At 40.9% G+C, this 20,944-nt stretch carries 23 protein-coding genes and 1 pseudogene; 6 read left to right on the top strand and 18 right to left on the bottom strand.

Annotated elements, in window-relative coordinates; all coding sequences use genetic code 11:
• Positions 1-5: 5 nt before the first annotated feature.
• From CXF95_RS07360 to CXF95_RS07330, 7 genes and pseudogenes are all read right to left on the bottom strand, one after another.
• Positions 6-1,031 (bottom strand): NAD(P)/FAD-dependent oxidoreductase, encoded by a 1,026-nt coding sequence (locus CXF95_RS07360; RefSeq protein ID WP_101198091.1) that lies wholly within the window; start codon positions 1,029-1,031, stop codon positions 6-8.
• Entirely contained in the window at positions 1,028-2,083 is a 1,056-nt protein-coding gene (locus CXF95_RS07355) for an ABC transporter ATP-binding protein (RefSeq protein WP_101198090.1), read from the bottom strand. The genes CXF95_RS07360 and CXF95_RS07355 overlap by 4 nt, the downstream gene beginning before the upstream one ends.
• Positions 2,084-2,090: 7 nt before the next feature.
• Positions 2,091-3,755, bottom strand: a complete 1,665-nt coding sequence (locus CXF95_RS07350; protein WP_101198089.1) for an iron ABC transporter permease — start codon at positions 3,753-3,755, stop codon at positions 2,091-2,093.
• A 43-nt stretch (positions 3,756-3,798) separates the two neighbouring features.
• Positions 3,799-4,812, bottom strand: coding sequence for a Fe(3+) ABC transporter substrate-binding protein (locus tag CXF95_RS07345; protein WP_101198088.1), 1,014 nt, complete (start codon positions 4,810-4,812; stop codon positions 3,799-3,801).
• Between the two features lie 84 nt (positions 4,813-4,896).
• Complete coding sequence (locus CXF95_RS07340; protein ID WP_101198087.1) at positions 4,897-5,346, bottom strand: GNAT family N-acetyltransferase; 450 nt, start codon at positions 5,344-5,346, stop codon at positions 4,897-4,899.
• A 25-nt stretch (positions 5,347-5,371) separates the two neighbouring features.
• Positions 5,372-6,019, bottom strand: a complete 648-nt coding sequence (locus tag CXF95_RS07335; protein ID WP_101198086.1) for a response regulator — start codon at positions 6,017-6,019, stop codon at positions 5,372-5,374.
• Positions 6,020-6,035: 16 nt separating this feature from the next.
• A pseudogene (locus CXF95_RS07330) lies at positions 6,036-6,341 on the bottom strand (STAS domain-containing protein).
• Positions 6,342-6,495: 154 nt separating this feature from the next.
• Here CXF95_RS07330 and yciH point away from each other — a divergent pair.
• The 3 genes from yciH (at position 6,496) to pheA (ending at position 8,988) form a co-directional block, all read left to right on the top strand.
• Entirely contained in the window at positions 6,496-6,816 is a 321-nt protein-coding gene (gene yciH / locus CXF95_RS07325) for a stress response translation initiation inhibitor YciH (RefSeq protein ID WP_101198085.1), read from the top strand.
• A 31-nt stretch (positions 6,817-6,847) separates the two neighbouring features.
• A complete protein-coding gene (locus CXF95_RS07320; protein WP_101198084.1) occupies positions 6,848-7,648 on the top strand; it encodes a response regulator in 801 nt (266 codons plus the stop codon).
• A gap of 158 nt (positions 7,649-7,806) precedes the next feature.
• Complete coding sequence (gene pheA, locus CXF95_RS07315) at positions 7,807-8,988, top strand: prephenate dehydratase (RefSeq protein ID WP_101198083.1); 1,182 nt, start codon at positions 7,807-7,809, stop codon at positions 8,986-8,988.
• A 171-nt stretch (positions 8,989-9,159) separates the two neighbouring features.
• Here pheA and tyrA read toward each other — a convergent pair whose 3' ends face one another.
• The 6 genes from tyrA to CXF95_RS07285 all read right to left on the bottom strand — a co-directional run bounded on the left by tyrA (position 9,160) and on the right by CXF95_RS07285 (position 16,489).
• Positions 9,160-10,302, bottom strand: coding sequence for a bifunctional chorismate mutase/prephenate dehydrogenase (tyrA, locus tag CXF95_RS07310; protein WP_101198082.1), 1,143 nt, complete (start codon positions 10,300-10,302; stop codon positions 9,160-9,162).
• 8 nt (positions 10,303-10,310) lie between these two features.
• Positions 10,311-11,405, bottom strand: a complete 1,095-nt coding sequence (locus CXF95_RS07305; RefSeq protein ID WP_101198081.1) for a 3-deoxy-7-phosphoheptulonate synthase — start codon at positions 11,403-11,405, stop codon at positions 10,311-10,313.
• A gap of 315 nt (positions 11,406-11,720) precedes the next feature.
• Positions 11,721-13,256 (bottom strand): AbgT family transporter, encoded by a 1,536-nt coding sequence (locus CXF95_RS07300; protein WP_101198080.1) that lies wholly within the window; start codon positions 13,254-13,256, stop codon positions 11,721-11,723.
• Positions 13,257-13,369: 113 nt separating this feature from the next.
• Complete coding sequence (locus CXF95_RS07295; RefSeq protein WP_101198079.1) at positions 13,370-13,930, bottom strand: sugar O-acetyltransferase; 561 nt, start codon at positions 13,928-13,930, stop codon at positions 13,370-13,372.
• A gap of 21 nt (positions 13,931-13,951) precedes the next feature.
• Entirely contained in the window at positions 13,952-14,863 is a 912-nt protein-coding gene (gene rlmF / locus CXF95_RS07290; RefSeq protein WP_101198078.1) for a 23S rRNA (adenine(1618)-N(6))-methyltransferase RlmF, read from the bottom strand.
• 9 nt (positions 14,864-14,872) lie between these two features.
• Positions 14,873-16,489 carry an NAD(P)/FAD-dependent oxidoreductase gene (locus CXF95_RS07285; protein ID WP_101198077.1) on the bottom strand — a complete coding sequence of 539 codons (1,617 nt, stop codon included), beginning with the start codon at positions 16,487-16,489 and terminating at the stop codon, positions 14,873-14,875.
• A 200-nt stretch (positions 16,490-16,689) separates the two neighbouring features.
• Here CXF95_RS07285 and fdxA point away from each other — a divergent pair, with 200 nt between their 5' ends.
• From fdxA to CXF95_RS07270, 3 genes are all read left to right on the top strand, one after another.
• Positions 16,690-17,013: a ferredoxin FdxA gene (gene fdxA, locus CXF95_RS07280; protein ID WP_101198076.1), complete on the top strand. Its 324-nt coding sequence runs from the start codon at positions 16,690-16,692 to the stop codon at positions 17,011-17,013.
• A 160-nt stretch (positions 17,014-17,173) separates the two neighbouring features.
• Positions 17,174-17,548 carry a VOC family protein gene (locus tag CXF95_RS07275; protein WP_101198075.1) on the top strand — a complete coding sequence of 125 codons (375 nt, stop codon included), beginning with the start codon at positions 17,174-17,176 and terminating at the stop codon, positions 17,546-17,548.
• Between the two features lie 159 nt (positions 17,549-17,707).
• Positions 17,708-18,241 (top strand): amidohydrolase family protein, encoded by a 534-nt coding sequence (locus tag CXF95_RS07270; protein WP_232787703.1) that lies wholly within the window; start codon positions 17,708-17,710, stop codon positions 18,239-18,241.
• A gap of 88 nt (positions 18,242-18,329) precedes the next feature.
• On the opposite strand, the gene rplS is transcribed toward CXF95_RS07270, so the two are convergent.
• From rplS to CXF95_RS07245, 5 genes are all read right to left on the bottom strand, one after another.
• Complete coding sequence (gene rplS / locus CXF95_RS07265; protein WP_101198074.1) at positions 18,330-18,689, bottom strand: 50S ribosomal protein L19; 360 nt, start codon at positions 18,687-18,689, stop codon at positions 18,330-18,332.
• A gap of 19 nt (positions 18,690-18,708) precedes the next feature.
• Positions 18,709-19,488: a tRNA (guanosine(37)-N1)-methyltransferase TrmD gene (gene trmD / locus CXF95_RS07260; protein ID WP_101198073.1), complete on the bottom strand. Its 780-nt coding sequence runs from the start codon at positions 19,486-19,488 to the stop codon at positions 18,709-18,711.
• The gene (gene rimM / locus CXF95_RS07255) at positions 19,488-20,018 is read right to left on the bottom strand and encodes a ribosome maturation factor RimM (protein WP_101198072.1); all 531 of its coding nucleotides are present in this window, start codon (positions 20,016-20,018) and stop codon (positions 19,488-19,490) included. The genes trmD and rimM overlap by 1 nt, the downstream gene beginning before the upstream one ends.
• A 27-nt stretch (positions 20,019-20,045) precedes the next feature.
• A complete protein-coding gene (rpsP, locus tag CXF95_RS07250) occupies positions 20,046-20,297 on the bottom strand; it encodes a 30S ribosomal protein S16 (RefSeq protein ID WP_007621765.1) in 252 nt (83 codons plus the stop codon).
• Between the two features lie 258 nt (positions 20,298-20,555).
• Complete coding sequence (locus CXF95_RS07245; protein ID WP_101198071.1) at positions 20,556-20,798, bottom strand: hypothetical protein; 243 nt, start codon at positions 20,796-20,798, stop codon at positions 20,556-20,558.
• Positions 20,799-20,944: the final 146 nt, after the last annotated feature.

Raw genomic sequence — 20,944 nt, 5'->3', positions numbered from 1 at the left:
GTATTTTACTCTCCCATTATTATGGCTTGACTAAGTGATAGAGCAGCTTCATGAGCCGACTCTATAGTGGCACCAAAACTCCAATCGCCCCCGGCATATAACCCATATTTTTGTTGATTCAATATGCCTAACGGCTTTTGCCCCTCGCGAGGTCTTGCATAACGCCAATAATGCCCATAGGTATTCAAAACGGACTTAATAGGTACATCGAACAATTCGCACAACCCCTTAGTGGCAATTGAAATCGCTTTGTCTTTGCCCTCCTTACCTAAGTCATCTGACAACTTATTAGTGAGTTGGGCTACCCATATTTCACTTTTTCTTCCCGTGTCTGCATCGAATGTTTGAGGTCGTAATGGTTTACCTGAATCCCGAACGAGAGTGCGAATAGATTGTTCCTTTAGGTAAACCAAATCAACACCTGAGGCGACCAATTGGTCTAATTTTAAGGCAATCGACCAACAACTTGTCCAGGATTGCGAAAAGTCAGGCAGTTTCATCGATAACTCAGATTGTTCAATTAACGCCTGGCTTTGTGGCCAAGGAGCAGTCAAAACCACTTTATCAAATAATTTTTCTTGCCAGACCCCATTTGATTTAAGTTGCCACCCTTTACCAACAATGTAGCGAATTTGGCTAATTAAGTTGTTGCTTTGCACCTTAGCATTTTTTGTCCAGTATCGACATGCGGCGTTCATTTTGCTGTTAAAAACGTAATATTCTTTGTCACTGACAAAAATTTCTAATGGTTGCTTAATGTCAGTAGTTTGTTGCGAAACAAATATGTTTTTAGGCCATTGACTTACCCTATCTTGAGCACACAGGGTTCCCATAAAATTCATAAAGCCGGCTTGTTGGGCAGGCACTATGGTGGCCCCTAAATCACACTGTCCCCAATCGGTTTGTTTTGTGCTGGCCCTCCCTCCAAAGCCACGTGACTTTTCAAAAATACTGACATCTATACTTTTTAAGTCGAGAAAATTTGCCAACAAACAACCCGTAATTCCAGCCCCTACAATGGCAACTTTCATGAATCATCACCGTTATCTGCAAACACAATAAGATGTTCCAAGTCTAAACGAATACCAATAAGCTCATTCAATGGATGATCATGATGACTCAGTGCCAAACACAATAACCTGGCATGGCCAAGGTGTTGTAATTCCAGTTGGTACAAAATGTGAGATCCTTGAAACGATCTATCCACCACTTTTGCTAAGGTTGCACTTTCATCATCATGAATAACGTCGTCTGGACGCACTAAAAATACGACCTTATCACCTTGCTTAAAGCCACTATCAGGGTTGATAGGGAAGACGCCTAAAGCGCTATTTAACTGCATGTTGTTATCTATACTTGCACCCAAGAACACCCCATCACCAACAAAGGACGCCACAAAACGATTAACAGGGCGATGATAAAGCGCGTAAGCATCTGTCCATTGCAATAAACGCCCTTTGTTCATCACACCTATTACATCGGCCATAGCAAACGCTTCGTGTTGATCATGGGTAACCATAAGAGCGGTGGTATTTTCGTATTTCAAAATGGCTCGAAGTTCTTTGGCTAGCTCATCTCTTAACTCTGCATCTAAACTAGAAAAAGGCTCGTCTAACAACAATAAATCGGGTTTCGCAGCCATTGCTCTTGCCAAAGCAACACGCTGTTGCTGACCTCCTGATAGAGCGTGTGGATATCTGTTGTCATAACCGGGTAATCCCACTAGCATCAGTAATTCAGTGACCCGCTGACGTTTTTGTGCGCTGTTTTGCTGATGCAAACCAAAAGCAATATTTTGCGCAACAGTTAAATGAGGAAACAACGCATAGTCTTGGAACACCACAGCGACTCGGCGTTTTTCAGGCTCCAGGTGACTGTGCAAAGCGCTAACCAACTTACTACGTAAGCATATTTGTCCTTCTGATACATTCTCAAATCCAGCCACTGCACGCAAAAGCGATGTTTTACCGCATCCTGAAGGCCCTAATAAACAACCTATTTGCCCCACGCCTAATTCAAAAGTAACGTCTTTAACGGCTTCCACTTTTTGGTAAGCAACAGATACATTATTGAGACTTAACATAAGTTCCTTAATTGACTTGTGAACTCTGTGGGTCAGGTTTATCCATCAACATAGTTAACAAAATAACAGGTAATATACCCACACTTACGATAGCTAAAGCGGGTAATGCCGCGTCCATTAACCGTTCATCTGAGGCAAGTTCGAATGCTCTGACTGCCAAGGTATTAAAATTAAATGGCCTTAAGATCAAAGTAGCGGGAAGCTCTTTTAACACATCCACAAATACTAACAATAAGGCACTTAGTACGCTGGTTTTCATTAATGGCACATGAATGATTTTGAGGATCTGCAAAGGTTTATATCCTAAGGAACGAGCCGCATCATCCATACTGGGTTTTACTCTAGACAATCCTGTATCAATGTTATGCATGGCTACCGCTAAGAAGCGACTACTATAAACCAAAATCAGTGCAAATAATGAGCCTGAAAATACTAAGCCAACACTGATATCGAACCAATTTTCAGTTAGCGTATTGATTTTTATATCCAGCCAACTGAGGGAAATCATTGCACCTATAGCGATCACGGTTCCGGGCACTGCATATCCTAGGTTAACCACGCCAACGAGCAATTGAATCGGCTTAATGGGATGAAGGCGTTTTCCATAAGCAAAAAGCAGCGCCAATATCACTGCAGTTATGGCTGCGATGGCTGCCAAATAGAAACTATTCCATAATAATAACCAAAACTCACTGGTAAGTTGTTTGGAGTATGTCATTGTCGCCCATTTTAACAATTGCAAAACAGGTAATATAAAACCCAAAAACACCGGTATCACACAGACAAATGGCACCCAAAACGCTTTACTACCGGTTAATTTTTGTCTGTTGATTTGCTGCGATCTTTGTCCTTGAAAATAATAGCGAATTTTGCGCCTAGACAGATATTCAAGAATAAGTAACAGCACCACAAAACTGGTTAACATGGCAGCTAATTGTGCGGCTGCAATACCATTCCCTAAACCGAACCAAGTCCTGAAGATACCTGTGGTAAAAGTACTCAAACCAAAATATTGCACCGTGCCATAATCTGCAAACGCTTCCATCATTGCTAAGGCCGCGCCCATTAAAATAGCAGGACGAGCCAAGGGTAAAACCACTTTAAACAAGTGTTTAATAGGGGGGACGCCTAGGCTTCGTGATACTTCTTCGAGGCTAGATGGTTGCTCGCTAAAAGCCGTTCTAGCTAACATATAAACGTAGGGATAGAGCACCAAGGACAACATAATAATTGCCCCTGGCAAGGAGCGAATATTAGGAAAATAATAATCACCATATTGCCAGTGAAATGTTTCCCTTAACAACGTTTGTATTGGGCCCGCATAGTCCAACAAACCGGTATAAGTATAGGCAATAATGTATGCGGGCATTGCCATTGGCAATAATATCAACCATTGTAATTGTTTTCGGCCTGCAAATTCATATCTTGCAATACACCAAGCTAATACAGTGCCAATCACAATAACAAAGAAACCAACACCAAAAGCCAACACCAGAGAGTTAACAATATAATCAGATAAAACAGTTGAATATAGATGTTGCCATATTTCAGTTTGTGGAAAAAAAACACTCACAAAAACCAAGCCGACTGGAGCCGCAAGAATCATACAGCCTAAGGCGATGCTTACAAACCAAACGTTGAACCAGCTATAGAGCCAGTTTATGTGTTTCATAAACTGGCTTACTTTATTAAAAAAGGATTGGGAATATTAACGCTCACTTCCACCCTGCACGATCCATCATCTTAACGGCTGCTGCATTTAACTCACCTAACTGGCCTAGGGGAACTTGTTCAGCTTTGAATGTGCCGAATGACTGCAATAGTTCACTCCAAGCAATATCAGCTAAAACAGGGTACTCATGGTTGGTTGTGGCATACCATAGCTGTGACTCTTTACTGAGTAAAAAATCAATTAACTTCAGCGCGGCGTCTTTATTTGGGGCATGTTTCGCTAAAGTCACGCCAGATATATTAATATGCGCGCCACGGCCAGCTTGATTTGGCCAAATAACCTTTACTTTTTTAGCTTGCTGTTGGGTTGTTTCATCTTCAGAACTCAACATACCTGCAAGATAATAAGTGTTCGCGATAGCCACATCACATAGGCCTGCTGCTACGGCTTTAATTTGATCTCGGTCACCGCCTTGTGGAGGACGAGCAAAATTATTAACAAGACCATTAACCCATTCCTGGGCTGCGGATCCGCCCAACTGAACAATCAACGATGCCACCATAGATTGATTATAAATATTACTCGAACTGCGAATACACACTCGTCCTTTCCATTCTGGACTGATTAAATCTTCTAAGTTGGCGATGGTTTGAGCATCAACTCTATCAACTGAGACCATCATAGGCCGAGCACGCAATGATAAACCTAACCAATGTCCCTGGTCATCACGAAAATTATTTGGCAAGGTTGAAATTGCCGCTGATACCGTAATAGCCTGAGTTAAACCTTGCTGTTTAGCGCGGTATAAGCGACCTACATCTGTTGTTAACAGTAAATCTGCGGGGCTATATTTGCCCTCACTCTTTAAACGAGTGATGAGGTTATCCGCTTTGCCAGTGACTAAATTGACTGAAATACCCGTTTGTTGGGTAAATTTATCCAGTAAAGGTTTTATCAACGCTTCTTTGCGAGCTGAATACAAATTCACCTGCTCCGCCATAACTAATGGAGACAACATTGTGGTTATAACAAACATACAGAAAATGATATTTTTCAAGAGTTATTCCTATTTTCTAAAGACAATTGCAAAGATAGAAATGGGATCTTAATCTAATTGAGAATTATTCTCAATACCATTTTATTATTCTTCATACATCAAATAATGGGTTGGTTGCATACCCAAAGATTCGTAGGTTTTTTGAGCGATAACATTTTCTTTTTCTACGTATAACCTAAAACCACATACATTCTGTTGTTGCTCGGCTAACGTTTTAACTTGCGCATATAACTGTGCATAAATACCTTGGCGCCTAAAGTCTGGCGTAATATAAACGCTTTGTACCCACCAAAAAACACCATTACGCCAATCACTCCATTCTGTGGTCACCATTAAACTACCAACCACTATGTCATTTTGTTCAGCAACCAAATAAAAACCTTTATTATCATCGACAATTAAGGCCGAGACCCCCTTAGTCAAGATGTCTTCGTCTAATTGTTTTTGTTCGGTTTCCCATGCCATTAATTGATTAAATTTCACCAATGATTTTACATCACTGTGTTTGGCGACCCTTATATAAATTTTTTCCAATTTTATTCATACCTTAATTTACGGCTTAGTTAAATTTAAAAACAACATCGACTGTATTGCCTTTGTTCGTGTACTCAACAGATTCACACAGCTCTTTGACCAAGGAATTTCCTCGACCATAACTTTTTTCAATGTTTTCAAGTTTAGTCATACGCCCCTGTTTAAAGCCTTTACCTGAATCTCTCACCCTAATTGCCAAGGAATTTTCATGAGGCACATACTCTGCGGAAATAACAATTCTAGCAACGTCTAACGTCAAAAGTTTCTCTTCACGCTGAGTGAAATATTCAAAAAAACCTTCTTCAGATTGCTTTAATTCTGAATCAAGTTCTAATACACCATGCTCTAGCGCATTATTGTATAACTCACTCAACACAGTAAATAGTTCAGAGTGAATTCCGTATAGACTCAACTGGTTGGTTACAACATTGATAAAAATAATAGGTAAATAGATATCACCTGCTAACTTTTTTAATCTTGTTGCAACTTCGTAAACGTCCATTTCTGGCATCACAACATCAAGCAACACAAGGTCAGGATTGATACGTTTCGCTAATTCAATCGCCACTGCCCCATCCTCGGCATCAAAGGTATCTATATAACCTTGTTGCTCAAGCATGTGTACCAGTAAAAAGCGATTAAGCGTGTCATTGTCTACGACTAAAATACGCATAACTAGTTAGGAAAGACTATAGAATGTTGAATTTTTTGCCAAAACGAGCAATTTGCAGAATTTTTAGAACCTGTGGGCGGCAATGGGTAATTTTAAATGATTTTACTGAGTCACTTACACTTTTTTGCATGTTTAATAACATACCCAATGCAGAATTATCCATATATTCAGTTTTTTGTAAATTAATAACGATGCTAATTACCCCTTAGTTACCTTCGGAATATGCTATGCAAAAGTCTTGGACTTTACCAAAATCGAATTTTTCTTCTAGGTAAATGTTTAATTCTTTACCATCTTCAGAAAATTCCCTATCCAAACTCATATATCCCCCTTATTAAACAATAAAAATTTCAGCGTATCTGATACTAAATTGATGTTATTAAATAATAGTTTTACAGCTTTGCCTACAAAGAATCACATTTTTTTATTAGAATGTAACCCCTATCCGCTCAGCATCAATATGGTACGAGATAAAAATGAGTGAAAATAGACTGGTATACAGTACACAAACTGGGCGCATTCAAACTAAAAATCAAACTAAACCATCAATAAAAACAGATGGAGTGGTGCGTATTCGCCGTGAAACCAAAGGCCGCAAGGGCAAAGGTATGACCACAATAGCTGGTTTGGACTTATCTGAAAAAGAGTTAAAAGACTTGTGCAGCCAATTAAAAAAAATGTGCGGAACAGGGGGCGCGATAAAAAATGGGATAATTGAAATTCAAGGTGACAACCGCGATAAAATCAAAGCAACACTAGAACAACTAGGCCATAATGTGAAACTAGCAGGTGGTTAATAGCTAGCAGTAATCTAAATTAGGAGTAGCAATGCACCATCTCGCTTTGTCAGAAGTTAGCATTATCTTAGTCGAACCTTCTGATACACAACGTAAAATCATAATTAAGCAGTTAGAGGCAGCCGATATTCATCGCGTCGAAGCTGTGGGTAGCGTTAAACAAGCCATTGAAGCGATTACCACACATGGTGCAGATTTGGTTGTCAGTGCGATGTACTTTGAAGATGGAACCGGCCTCGATATTATAAAACATATTAAAAATGACGAGTCCTTTGCCTCAACTCCTTTTATGTTGGTTTCCAGCGAAAACCGGGTCGAAAAGCTTGAAGAGTTTAAACAATCTGGTGTGGCGGCAATTTTACCTAAACCTTTTACCCCAGAAAATTTAGAGAAAGCATTAAAAGCGTCACTTGACTTGATCAACGCTGATGAGCTGGATCTGGAATTATTTGATGTGCAAGATGTGAGAGTACTCTTAGTTGATGATAGTAAGCTGGCACGAAATCACATTCGAAGGGTATTAAATAGTCTCGGGCTACAAAAAATTCTAGAAGCCGAAAATGGCGCACAAGCACTGACCATATTAAAAGATAATACATTTGATTTGGTGGTCACAGATTATAATATGCCTGAAATGGATGGCAGGGAACTTTCTGAATTTATTCGCTTTAATCCTGAAACTGCACATATACCTATTATTATGGTTACCAGTGAATCAAGCTCTAGTCTGCATATGGCCAATATTCACCAAACGGGTGTTAACGCATTATGTGACAAACCCTTTGAAGTGAATGAAGTACGTAAAATGTTAGCCTCATTACTCGGACAATGAACAAAGAATAAGACGTTATTCATTATTTATGAGAAACATAAAAATGGTGCTTAAGCAATTCATTGACATATCAGTTCTGGCTTTATAAGTTCTTATACATAAAACAAGGATTTAAACCTCCCTATGGAGAGGTTTATTTGAAATAATAAGTGGACATCATGTCATCATCAGAACTAGAAAAACTTAGAGTCAAAATCACTGAACTTGACACACAGCTATTGACTTTTTTAGCCAAAAGGCAGCAATACACTAATCAAGTCGCTGAAACCAAGATCAAAAACCAGATCCCTGTACGTGATCAAAAACGTGAGGAACAATTATTGATTAGGTTGATAAAAGAAGGTAAAAAACAGGGACTAGATGCCCGCTATGTCACCCAATTATTTCATGTCATCATCGAAGACTCAGTTTTAAATCAACAAGCATTGTTAGCTGCTAGAGCTAACCCAGGTAGTAGCCTGCCAATGAATCGCGTCGCTTTTTTGGGTGACAAAGGTTCTTACAGTTATCTGGCCACACAAAAATATTTTTCTAGGCGTCCTGGTGAACTACATGAAATAGGCTGCCAAAGTTTTTTAGAAATCATTAAAAAAGTGGAGAACAAAGAAGCTGACTATGCAGTATTACCTATTGAGAACACCTCTTCAGGCAGTATTAATGAGGTTTACGACCAACTGCAGCATACTCATCTTTCGATCATTGGTGAACTCACCCACCCCATCAAACATGCATTATTGGTCAATCAAGAAACCGATGTAAGTAAGATAAAGACCTTATACGCCCATCCGCAAGTATTTGCTCAGTGCAGCCACTTCCTTGCAGAACTAGGCAATGTAGAAGTTAAAACTTGCGATAGTACTTCTGCAGCTATGTTGAAAGTGGCCGAATTAAATCGCGATGATATTGCGGCAATGGGCAGTGAAACGGGTGGCAGTTTATATGGCTTGCATGCAATTAAATCAAACCTAGCCAACCAAAAAGAAAACCATAGTCGCTTTTTTGTGGTTGCCCTTAAGCCAGTCAACGTGCCCTTACAAGTACCTGCAAAAACCACCTTAGTGATGTCAACCGTGCAAAAACCAGGCGCACTAGTAGAGGCGCTTATGGTATTGCGTGACAACAAGATTAATATGACCAAGCTTGAGTCCAGGCCTATGACTGGCAACCCTTGGGAAGAAATGTTTTATCTTGATGTGGAAGGTAATGTACAAGATGGGCCTATGCAGCAAGCATTAGAAGAGTTACAGGCCATGACACGATATTTTAAAGTATTGGGCTGTTATCCAAGTGAAGAGATAAATCCAACAAAGGTCGCCGCGGTGAGTGCTTTAGCCGAATAGTTCCTACTGTAGGACACAAAAAACGGGTCAGCCAAAGCTGCACCCGTTTTTTTATGCAACATAGACTGCTTAGATCGCTCTAGCAATTTATAAGTATGAGCAGATATTCACCCCAAATTTTGTGAGACAAAACTATAGCAAATAACAAAAACACCTTTCACTTCAATAAATTTAGCCATCTTCACTTAATGAACGATCATCATCGGCTTTGAGTAAAAGTTTTCTACTATCGACTAAACATTGCTTGGAATAATCACCAAACCAAGAGCCAATTTTTAAAAACTGCTTTATGAACTCACCTTTGTTATTCGTTTCTACCAAGGTCAATGCCTGATTAAATTTCACACTAAATTCAGTTAATAAAGTGACGCTATCCTTATTATCAAAAATAATATCGGCGTATAAAGCAGGATCTTGAGCAAATAACCGCCCAACCATCGCCAATTCCAAACGGTAAATAGGTGAACTTAGGGATATTAATTGCTGTAGGTCAGGATTTTCACTGGCTAAATGCGAGCCGAACACAAAACTACAAAAGTGCCTCATCACCTGAATAAACACCATAGCATCATCATGCTCTTTAGCCGTGGTCTGCTGCAATATCCCTCCCCAAATACGAATTTGCTGCAATAGCCATTCATATTGCCCCTCATCACGGCCATGGCATACCACCATTACCTGTTTAACCATACTAGGTACATCAGGCCCAAACATGGGATGTAAACCCAATACCGGACCTTTGTGCGCAGCCATCATGGCAGCTAGTGGTTTTTGTTTGGTACTGGTGATATCAACTAATACACAATCTAAAGGCAAACATGTCAGTTTAGATATGATACTTTCGGTTAATTTGATGGGCACTGCGACTAACACTAAGCCGGCATCACTGAGAATAGAATCGGCGTTCGGCCAGTCGTTTTGTTCAAGCAATTGGACTGGGTATCCACTGCGTTTAAACATATCAACAAAAATCCTGCCTAAGGCACCAGCCCCACCTATCACTACAATTTTTTGAATCAGTGGGTTAGTACATAAATATTCAACATTTTGAGTATGATAAGACTCACGCATGATCCTGCGTAACAAATCTTCAATTAAAACCGGAGATACGTTTTGTTGTTCCGCTTCTGCTCGTCTTTTGGCAATCAGTTCAGCTTCACGCTCAGGTACATAAATGGGCAAGCCAACCTGACTTTTATATTTACCTACCTTAGCGGTGATTTCAGCCCGCTGAGCCAATAACTTAACTAACTGGCTATCAGTTTCATCGATTTGTTGTCTCAACTCACTAAGTTCATTGGGTGATACGGGCATAAGGTTTCCTAGTCTTCGGCGTCATTTAACCTATTTAACCGCATAGGTAAGACTGTTATCAACTTATCTCGCATGTGATTAATTAAATCTTCTGTTGTTTGCCAGTTAATGCAACCGTCTGTTATGGATACACCATATTCTAAATCTGCAGGCGTTTTACCCGAGCTGCTTTGGTTTCCATGATTCAAGTGACTTTCTAACATAATACCGATAACCGATTCATTCCCTTCAAGGATTTGGTTTACGACATTTTTAGCCACCAAGGGTTGTCTGCGAAAGTCTTTGCTAGAATTCGCGTGACTGCAGTCGATCACTAAGCCTGCACTCAATTTCACATTATCTAATTCAGCTTCACAATCAGCCACACAAACCGAGTCATAATTAGGTTGTTTGCCACCCCGTAAGATAATATGCCCGTCCGGATTTCCTTGGGTAGTGATCACACTCACTTGTCCTTCACCATTAATTCCCATAAAACTATGACCAGATGCAGCTGATTGCAATGCATTGATGGCTATACCTAAACTGCCATCGGTACCATTTTTGAAACCCACAGGCATAGACAAACCACTGGCCATTTCTCTATGGGTTTGTGATTCAGACGTACGCGCACCTATTGCAGACCAACTAAACAATTCCGCCAAATATTGAGGGCTGATTGGGTCAAGGGCTTCAGTGGCGACAGGCAATTCAAGTTCTGCCAACCAAATTAATAATTCTCTGGCCTTGCGTAAACCGGTCTCAATATCAAAGGTATCGTTAATGTGCGGATCATTGATCAATCCTTTCCAACCCACAGTAGTGCGAGGTTTTTCAAAATAGACACGCATCACAATGTACAACGTGTCTTTACAACTCTCGTGTAATTCTTTGAGCTTTATTGCATATTCTTTTGCCGCATCGATGTCATGAATGGAACAAGGGCCACATATCAGCAAAAACCGATGGTCTTTACGATGTAAAATATCACTAATAACTTGCCTTGATGATTGAATAACTTGTAACGAGGAATCACTCACTGGTAACTCTGATTTTAACGCTTGAGGTGTCACTAAGACTTTCTCAGAGGAAATATTAATATTGTTGATGCTGTCACGTAACATGAATTGACTCTTTTAAAATAAACTGAAATTTGGCCTTAGATCAACACATTAGGAGACCCTTAGCACCGTACTTTTCTATAACACTTATACGGTGTAACGATTTTAGTACACTGCAGAATTTATTATTTTCGAAATAGAATTGACTTTTTAGCAGTAATTAAAACTAACAACAAGTTTTAATTGCCTTTATTAGGTTGCCTGCCTGTTTTTCAAGCAATACCCCCATGAAAATAGCCAAACCAATAGATCTTAGAACCGGTATAGGATCTATCAGAAATTATCTTATTGACTAAAAAAGGCAGCCAAACATAGGGATTATCCTGCTGGATAGACATAACTTGATTGGATGCCAAGAGGCATACCCAGTCCCCAATAAGCAAGTAAAAACACAGACCAAAGAAGCAAAAGACAAATTGAATAAGGCAACATTAACGAGAGTAGAGTGCCGATGCCTGTTGACTTAACATAACGTTGGCAATACACCACGACTAATGGAAAATACGGCATCAAGGGTGTAATAATATTGGAAGACGAATCCCCTACCCGGTATGCCGCTTGAGTCAAATCTGGCGAAATATTTAGCTGCATCAACATAGGCACAAAAATAGGTCCTAATAAAGCCCACTTAGCAGAGGATGAACCCACAAACAGGTTCACAAAAGCGGTTAGAAAAATAATACCCACTATTGTCACCATACTGGGTAATGCCAGTGATTTTAATACCTCAGCCCCTTCTATTGCCAACAATGCTCCTAAGTTTGACTTACCAAAGGCATCGATAAACAACGAACAGAAAAATGCCATAACGATATAATAACTCATGCCTTGCATGGCTTTCGTCATGGTATCAATCATGTCTTTACTTGATTTAAAAGTGCCCGACATAAAACCAAACACCACACCCGGTAATAAAAACAGCAAGAAGATGATTGGAACAATAGATTGCATAATGGGTGCAGTAAAGGATGTTAACTCGCCAGTAGGTGCCCTAAATGGTGAAGAGTCAGGGTATAAAACGGCGACTAAAGCAATCAGACCTCCCAACATTGTCAAAGAGGCAACCTTCAACGCCCTATTTTGTTTTGCATCCAATTCATCGAACTTCGGAATGTCGGCAGGATCTCCATCAACTTCTACATCTCTTAAGCGAGGCTCAATGACTTTATCGGTTAAATACCAGCCGATACTCACGACCAATAAGGTTGATGCAGAATTAAAAAACCAGTTGTTAAGCGGGTTTATTTGAATGGCAGGATCGATAATTTGCGCCGCACTCTGCGTAAAACTCTGCAGTAAAGGGTCGATAGCAGATGGAATAAAGTTGGCACAAAAACCACCGCTAACACCCGCAAATGCTGCTGCAATACCAGCTAGAGGATGTCTGCCCATCGCATAAAAAATCACACCCGCAAGTGGAATAACCAACACATACCCAGCATCGGTAGCGGTATGACTAACAATGGCCACTAATACCACCATAGGTGTTAACAAGGTCTTAGGGGTTGAGTCGAGCATACGTTTCAAACCCGCACTAATAAACCCTGAATGTTCTGCGACTCCCACGCCCAACATAGCGACTAACACCACACCTAAGGGGGCAAAACCAGTAAAGATCGTAACCATTCTAGACAAAAAATCTGCCATAGAGTCGCCAGTTAATAAGTTGTTCACCACTACAGTTTCAGCCGTTCTGGGATCTATCGCACTGAAGGTGAAGTTTGATAATATGGCTGATAATACCCACACCACAACCAGACAAAACAAAAATATAATCGCAGGATCAGGTAACTTATTTCCAACCCTTTCCACTTTGTCCAACGCACGCATTGTCCAACTAGTTTGACTCGACATAAAAACTCCATTTTTGCATTCTATGAAATAATAGTAATTACCAGAAACGTTTTTGCCATACACCCGAGCAACAAAAAACGATGGACAATAGTACTTGTTATCTACTTACCCGTTCAATTCAACATTTTAATCACTGTGGCGGGCACACCCGCCACTACAGCATTAGCGGGAACATCTTTATTGACCACAGCGCCTGCCGCAATGACTGCATTGTCGCCAATATTCACACCTTCTAATATTTTGGCGCCCATACCAATCCAGACACTATTTCCGATAGTGATGGCTGTGGCTGTCTCAATGCCTTTGTTGCGTTTAACCGCATCCAAAGGATGAGTAGCGGTTGAAATTAATACTCCTGGAGCGAGCATCACATCATCGCCAAAAGTAACAGCTGCAGCATCTAAGATCACTAAGCCATGATTGGCATAGAAGTTTTTACCTGTAGAAATGTTATAGCCGTAATCACAATAAAAATTTGGCTCGATCCAAGCACCTTGGCAGTCACCAAATAATGCTTTTATGATTTTTCGACTGCCCTTTCTATCATCCATATCAAACTGATTAAACTGCTGGCAAAGTTTTTTGGCCTTGGCTCTATCTTGCTGTAATGATTTGTCACTGGGAAAATACTCAAGCCCTTGCAACATTTTTTGTTTTTCGGTTAAGACACTCATATTTGCCCTCTCAAGCTACTTTTAAAAACGCCACGCCACAAAACGGCTGACTTTTTGTCCCTGTGCCATCTCAACAGTTTTAACATCGCTAATACCCAGCTCACCTAATCTTTTGTATATGTGAATTAGATTGTCTTTCTTCGAAACCAAACTGCTAAACCAGCCTATTTGGTTTGCATAATCACGGCTTTCAGTAATCATTCTCTGGATAAACTGTCGTTCACCTCCCTCGCACCACAGCTCATTTGATTGCCCTGCAAAATTAAGGGCAGCACTGTGTCTTTGGGTGTTTACGGGGCTACCTCGCTTTGACTTATTCTTGATTAGATTCTGAATTTTTCGCTGGGAAACGGCTTTGGCCTGCTCAGCTGATTGATGAAAGGGCGGATTACACATGCAAAAAGCAAAGTGTTCATCTGGCTTGACCACAGCAGTAAAAATATGTTGTGGCTCAAGTTGTTGTCTAACATTAATGTGGCTGGTTAAAACAGAATTTGAAGCAATAATAGTGTTTCCCGATTTAATCGAAACAGGATCAATGTCGGTTCCCACCATTTGCCAACCATAGGATCGAGTCGCAATAATCGGATAAATAACATTTGCACCTGTGCCAATATCTAAACCTTTAATGGTGTTGCCTTTAGGCACCACACCTTGATTATCTTTGGCTAACAGGTCGGCTAAATAATGAACATAATCGGCCCTACCTGGAACGGGAGGACATAAATATCCAGCGGGGACATCCCAAAATTTCACCTGATAATAGTGGGATAATAATGCAGCGTTGAGGGCTTTGACACCATTTGGGTTGGCAAAGTCTATGGTTTTACCACCATCGGGCTTAATGAGAACATGTGGCTGCAAAGCAGGATAACTCTGCACTAGCTGCGCTAATGGGTAATTATCTTTATGTAAATTTCTGGAATGTTTCAATGTCCGGCACTAATCTTTTTGGCTTTGGGATAACATATCTAACGCTAACGCTTCTGCCACTTTTATTCCATCAATGCCTGCCGACCAAATACCTCCCGCATAACCGGCCCCTTCTCCGGCAGGATATAAACCGCCCGTATTAATACTTTGCAAGTCTTTGCCACGTTTAATACAAATAGGTGAGGAAGTACGGGTTTCAACACCCGTCAACAAACCATCAGCCTTGGCAAATCCTTTGATTTTTTTATCAAAGGCAGGAATGGCCTCTTGAATGGCTTCAATAACAAAGCTGGGTACGACTTTAGATAAATCGGTCAAAGTAATACCTGGCGTATAGGACGAATTGACTGCACCTAGTTTCTCACTCGATTGACCTTTTAAAAAATCGCCAATCAATTGCGCCGGTGCATGATAATTTTCGCCACCGACTTTGTAAGCAAGCTCTTCAAGTTGGCGCTGTAAGGCAATGCCGGCTAACGGATGTTCTGGATAGTCTTGTTCTGGTGTAATACCCACGACTATGGCGCTATTGGCATTACGCTCATGACGGGAATATTGACTCATGCCATTGGTCACCACTCTACCCGCTTCAGACGCAGCAGCCACTACGGTTCCACCAGGGCACATACAAAAACTATAGACCGAACGACCGTTTTTACAGTGGTGCACCAACTTATAATCTGCAGCACCTAAAATAGGATGACCCGCATTATCTCCAAAGCGACTTTGATCAATCATCGATTGTTCATGCTCTATTCTAAAACCCACTGAAAATGGCTTGGCTTCAACGTAAACACCTTGCTTATATAACATTTCGAACGTATCACGTGCACTATGTCCTACGGCCAAAATAGCGTGTTCACATGGCAAATATTCGTCAGTAGACAAGTGCAAGCCCTTGAGTTGCCCATCTAGAATGTCGACCTTATCCACCCGGGTGCTAAATCGTATTTCACCACCCAGTTCGATGATTTGTGCACGCATTTTTTCTACCATGTTTACCAGCTTAAAAGTGCCGATATGAGGTTTACTCACAAATAAAATTTCTTCAGGTGCGCCAGCTGCCACAAACTCATTTAGGACCTTGCGGCCATAATGCTTGCGGTCTTTGATTTGACTGTATAACTTGCCATCGGAAAAAGTACCTGCACCGCCCTCACCAAACTGCACATTTGACTCAGTATCAAGCGGTTTATTACGCCAAAAACCAAACACATCTTTGGTACGTTCACGCACTGCTTTGCCGCGCTCTAAGACTATGGGTTTAAAACCCATTTGCGCCAATATCAAGGCCGCAAACAAACCGCATGGACCCAGACCAATCACCACTGGGCGAGAGCTTAGGTTTTGTGGGGCCTGGGCAACAAACTTATATGTCATGTCTGGGGTTTCGCGCACATGGGGATCATTGATAAACTGAGTGAGTAACGCCGTTTGATTAACAACCTCAATATCAACAATATAAATCAATAAAATATCTGCTTTGTTACGGGCATCATAAGCACGTTTAAATACCTCAAAAGACAACATATCTTCTGGGGCAATTCCCAACTTCTGCAAAATAGCAGCGGGCAGTGCCTCTTCATTATGATTTAAAGGTAATTTAACTTCGTTTAAACGCAACATAAGGTTTCCAATGATAAAACATAAACAACTCACCTGTATTCGGCGCAGCTCTTCAATTGCCGAGGTGAGGTATTTTATGTCAGATAGAATGCTTACGATAGGTAAATTCTAGATTGAATTAGCGACACAGTTGTTGTTTTTTGCTGTCGCTACTTTATGATCGTCCCAATGATAAAAATCAAACAAAGATACCCTCGGCCATGACCTTTGTAGTCACTGATAGCTGCATCAAATGTAAATATACCGACTGTGTGCCTGTATGCCCAGTAGATGCCTTTTATGAAGGTGAAAACTTCCTAGTGATCCACCCAGATATTTGTATAGACTGCGGCCTTTGTGTGCCTGAATGCCCTGTAGAAGCTATCTTTCAAGATACTCACTTGCCCGAGGATCAAAAACACTATCTTAAAATAAATGCCGATTTAGCAGAAATATGGCCAAATATTACAGAACTAAAACCAGCACCAGAAGATGCCGAGAAATGGATTGATGTTGAAAACAAACTACCTTTGCTTGTGGAATAACATCTTATGCACTGCTAAAAATCCTCCCTAAAGCAACCCACAATTGATCCCATTCAAAATTAAGAAAAAAACTAAAAAAACACTTTACCTCAAGTTAACTTGAGGTATTAAAGTGCTATTCAAGTTAAAAAGTTCCCACAACATTCAAAAGGAAGATCCAATGCTAAGTAGACTTGAACATATCAACCTCACTGTCCGCGACACAGATGCTACCGCCAGTATATTGGGTCATATATTTGATTGGAAGATCCGCTGGGCCGGTGCAGCAAAAGACAATGGCCGGACGATTCATCTAGGTGGCGATGAGACTTATCTTGCGCTGTATAGTCATGATGATAAACATCTGGTTGATACATCGCATAAAACCATCACACACCTCAATCATATAGGTATTCTGGTAGATGATTTAGATGCGGTAGAACAGAAGATCAAAGCAAGTGGTTTTGTTACATACAATCATGGTGACTATGAACCAGGTAAACGTTTTTATTTTGACCTTGAAGAGGGTATTGAAATAGAAGTTGTTTGTTATTAGTAATCAATAGATCAGATCAAGCCGCCATGCTAACCGTACATGCAGAAAATGGCGATTTGGTTTTTTACTTACAGAAAAAAATTCTAGAAAGAGGTATCACTGGCCCAGAAGGCCATCCCCTTTCGCGCCAAGAAACACCAAGACGCGTTATGCAAAGGATTGCAATCAGGTAACTTACAAACCACAGCTACAGATCACTGCTGTTTCTGCGCCGATCAAAAAGCCATGGGCAAAAAAGACTTCAGCATGATCCCTAAGGGCACGGCGGGCATCGAAGATAGAATGTCGGTATTGTGTGACTCTGGCGTCAACTCTGGCAAACTCACCCCTAACGAATTTGTGGCTGTCACATCAACCAATGCCGTAAAAATCTTTAATATCTATCCACGTAAAGGGTCAATCTCTGTGGGTGCTGATGCGAATATTGTGTTGTGGGATGCCAATGGTAGCCGTATTATCTCAGCAAAAATACATCATCAAAACGTTGGCTTTAATATTTTTGAAGGCCACACAATCAAGGGGATTGCATTACATACGCTAAGCCAAAGCAAGATGGTTTGGACCAACGGAGAGTTGAGACCGTTACGAGGAGCAGGGAAAAATATTAAACGTCCTGCCTATGGCAGTACTTTTGATACTATGCATAAAAAAACCGCAGTTAACGAACCTCAAGCAGTGCATCGTACTAAATAATAACTCGTCACTTTTTTAAGTCCTAGATAGCAAAAACCCGCCAGAAGGCGGGTTTTCTTATTAAGTTAACGGTAACGCAAAATTTAAATTAACCTAGCTTTTCTTTAATACGTGCAGAACGACCAGAGCGTTCACGCAAGTAATAAAGTTTAGCGCGACGAACAGCACCACGACGTTTCACTTCAATAGAACTGACTGCCGGGCTGTGTGTTTGGAATATACGCTCAACACCTTCGCCGTTAGAAATCTTACGAACTGTAAAAGCAGAGTGTAGGCCACGGTTACGTTTAGCGATGACAACGCCTTCGTAAGCCTGAAGACGTTCTTTTTCGCCTTCCTTAACGCGTACTTGCACAACTACTGTGTCACCAGCACTGAATGCCGGAACGTCAGTTTTTAGCTGCGCTTCTTCAATTTTCTTGATGATGTCTTGATTTACTTTACTCATCATATCCTCTCATACTAGATTAACTGTCATTATGCTGCGGCAAACTTTCTAGAAATAAATCTAACAACTTTTGCTGCTCCTCAGTCAGAGCTAGAGCGTTTAATAATTCAGGGCGTCGTTGCCAGGTTCTACCTAACGACTGTTGTAACCGCCACTGCTTGATTTTTTGGTGATCACCACTCAACAACACCTTAGGAACAAGCTCACCGTCCAAGTTTTCTGGCCGGGTATAGTGCGGACAATCTAACAAGCCATGACTAAAAGAGTCTTGCTCGGCAGATTGTTTATGCCCTAACACACCGGGTACAAACCTTGAAACTGCATCCATTAAGACCATCGCAGGGAGTTCGCCGCCACTTAACACGTAATCACCAATTGACCATTCCTCGTCAACCTGTGTTTGTATTACCCGTTCGTCGATACCTTCGTACCGACCAGCTACTAGGATCAGACTTTCATTTTCAGAAAGCTGTTTCACCCCTGCCTGATCCAGCTTTTTCCCTTGGGGAGAAAGGTAAATCACCTTTGTTTTTCTTCCCGCAGCTGCTTTAGCTGCCAGAATAGCGTCTTTTAATGGCTGAACCATCATCAGCATGCCAGGTCCACCACCGTATGGTCGGTCGTCAACAGTGCGATGTTTGTCGAAAGTAAAGTCTCTTGGATTAAAACACTCTACTTGTAACAATCCGTTTTTCACGGCTCGCCCTACTACTCCCTGCTGGGTAAAAGTCTCAAACATTTCTGGAAAAAGACTAATAACACCATACCAACGACTCGGTTCCTGACTAGACTCTTGCATTAAAATGCAGGATCCCAATCCACTGTGACCGTTCTCGCCTGCCGGTCCACTTGTTTAATCACTTGATCTAACAAATAAGGAACCATGCGTTCTTTTTGACCAAAAGCGTCATTCAAATTGGCTTTTACTAACAACACATCGTTAGCACCAGTTTCGAATAACTCTTTAATTACACCCAAGTTGTAACCTTTATCGGTAACAACTTGCATGCCGACTAACTCACGCCAATAAACATCGCTGTCATCTAGTTCAGGTAGCATTGCTGCTTTAATGGAAATCTCAAGATTTTTGATACCTTCGGCATCGTCTCGATTTTCCACCCCAACCAGTTTGGCAACTAAACCTTTATTATGGGTTCGCCATTGGTCTACGACATACTCGTTGCCTTCTTGCACTTGACCCAAAAGCCAAGGAGTGTAAGCAAACACGCCGTCTAAATCGTGGGTATAAGAAGTAATTTTGACCCAACCTTTGACACCGTAAGGTGCTCCGATTATGCCAATCACTAATGTGTCAGACGCAAGACTCATTGCTTAAACCCTTTTTTGCAACTGCAATTAAGCAGCTGCTTTTTGTGCATCTTTTACCAAGCGTGCAACACGGTCAGATAAGCCTGCGCCTACCCCAACCCAATGCTCAATGCGACCCAAATCCAAGCGTAAACGCTCTTCTTGACCCATTGCAGTTGGATTGAAAAAACCAATGTTTTCAATAAAACGGCCATCGCGTGAACGACGACTGTCTGCAACCACTACTTGATAAAATGGACGCTTTTTAGCGCCACCACGCTGTAAACGAATAGTAACCATATATGCCTCAGACTCGTTGTAGCGTTAACGTTAACTTAATTTACCTTTAATTCTGACAGTTTTTAGCCAGATAAAAGGCCGCCGTATTTTACGGATTTGAAGCAGTTATGCAAGTATAATTAGCAGAAGAGGTAAGATTATTCAGTCTGAATTACAGATATTGTATTAGGACTGTATTATGAACGGCTGATTTTATACTCATATCATCAAAAAAAGTGGATTATTAATAGGAAAAAAAACATAGGTTAAGAAAATTAATCATATTTTGGTTAACGCATCCTCATAGTTTTGCGCCGCTAATACCCTCCAGTCTGGAGATTTAATGGCTTGACCCAAAGCAGCTACACGAGCGTAACCTTCAGGTGTTCTAGGAATAATCACCACAATCGCTTTTTCAGTGAAGTTAGACTCCATATTCGACATCAAAGCAATTTCTTGCATATCCTCTACGCCCAACGAAACCTCATCACAAAACGAAAAATCATGAATCACTTTTTGCAAGGTGTTGTCACTCGCTGATGTGAGGTAAAGTGTTGCCAAGCGGACTAATGCAAGTATTGATCGAAGGGCAATATGATTGCGGCACCATCAAAGGACGTTACCTTTGATGGTGCCGCAAGACCACAGTAGATCCTAATTCAAACAAA

It is taken from the genome of Paraglaciecola sp. MB-3u-78 (genome assembly GCF_002835935.1).
Classification (GTDB): domain Bacteria; phylum Pseudomonadota; class Gammaproteobacteria; order Enterobacterales; family Alteromonadaceae; genus Paraglaciecola.
Note: the sequence above shows the minus strand (reverse complement) of the source record. Positions and strands in the feature narration are given on the sequence as shown.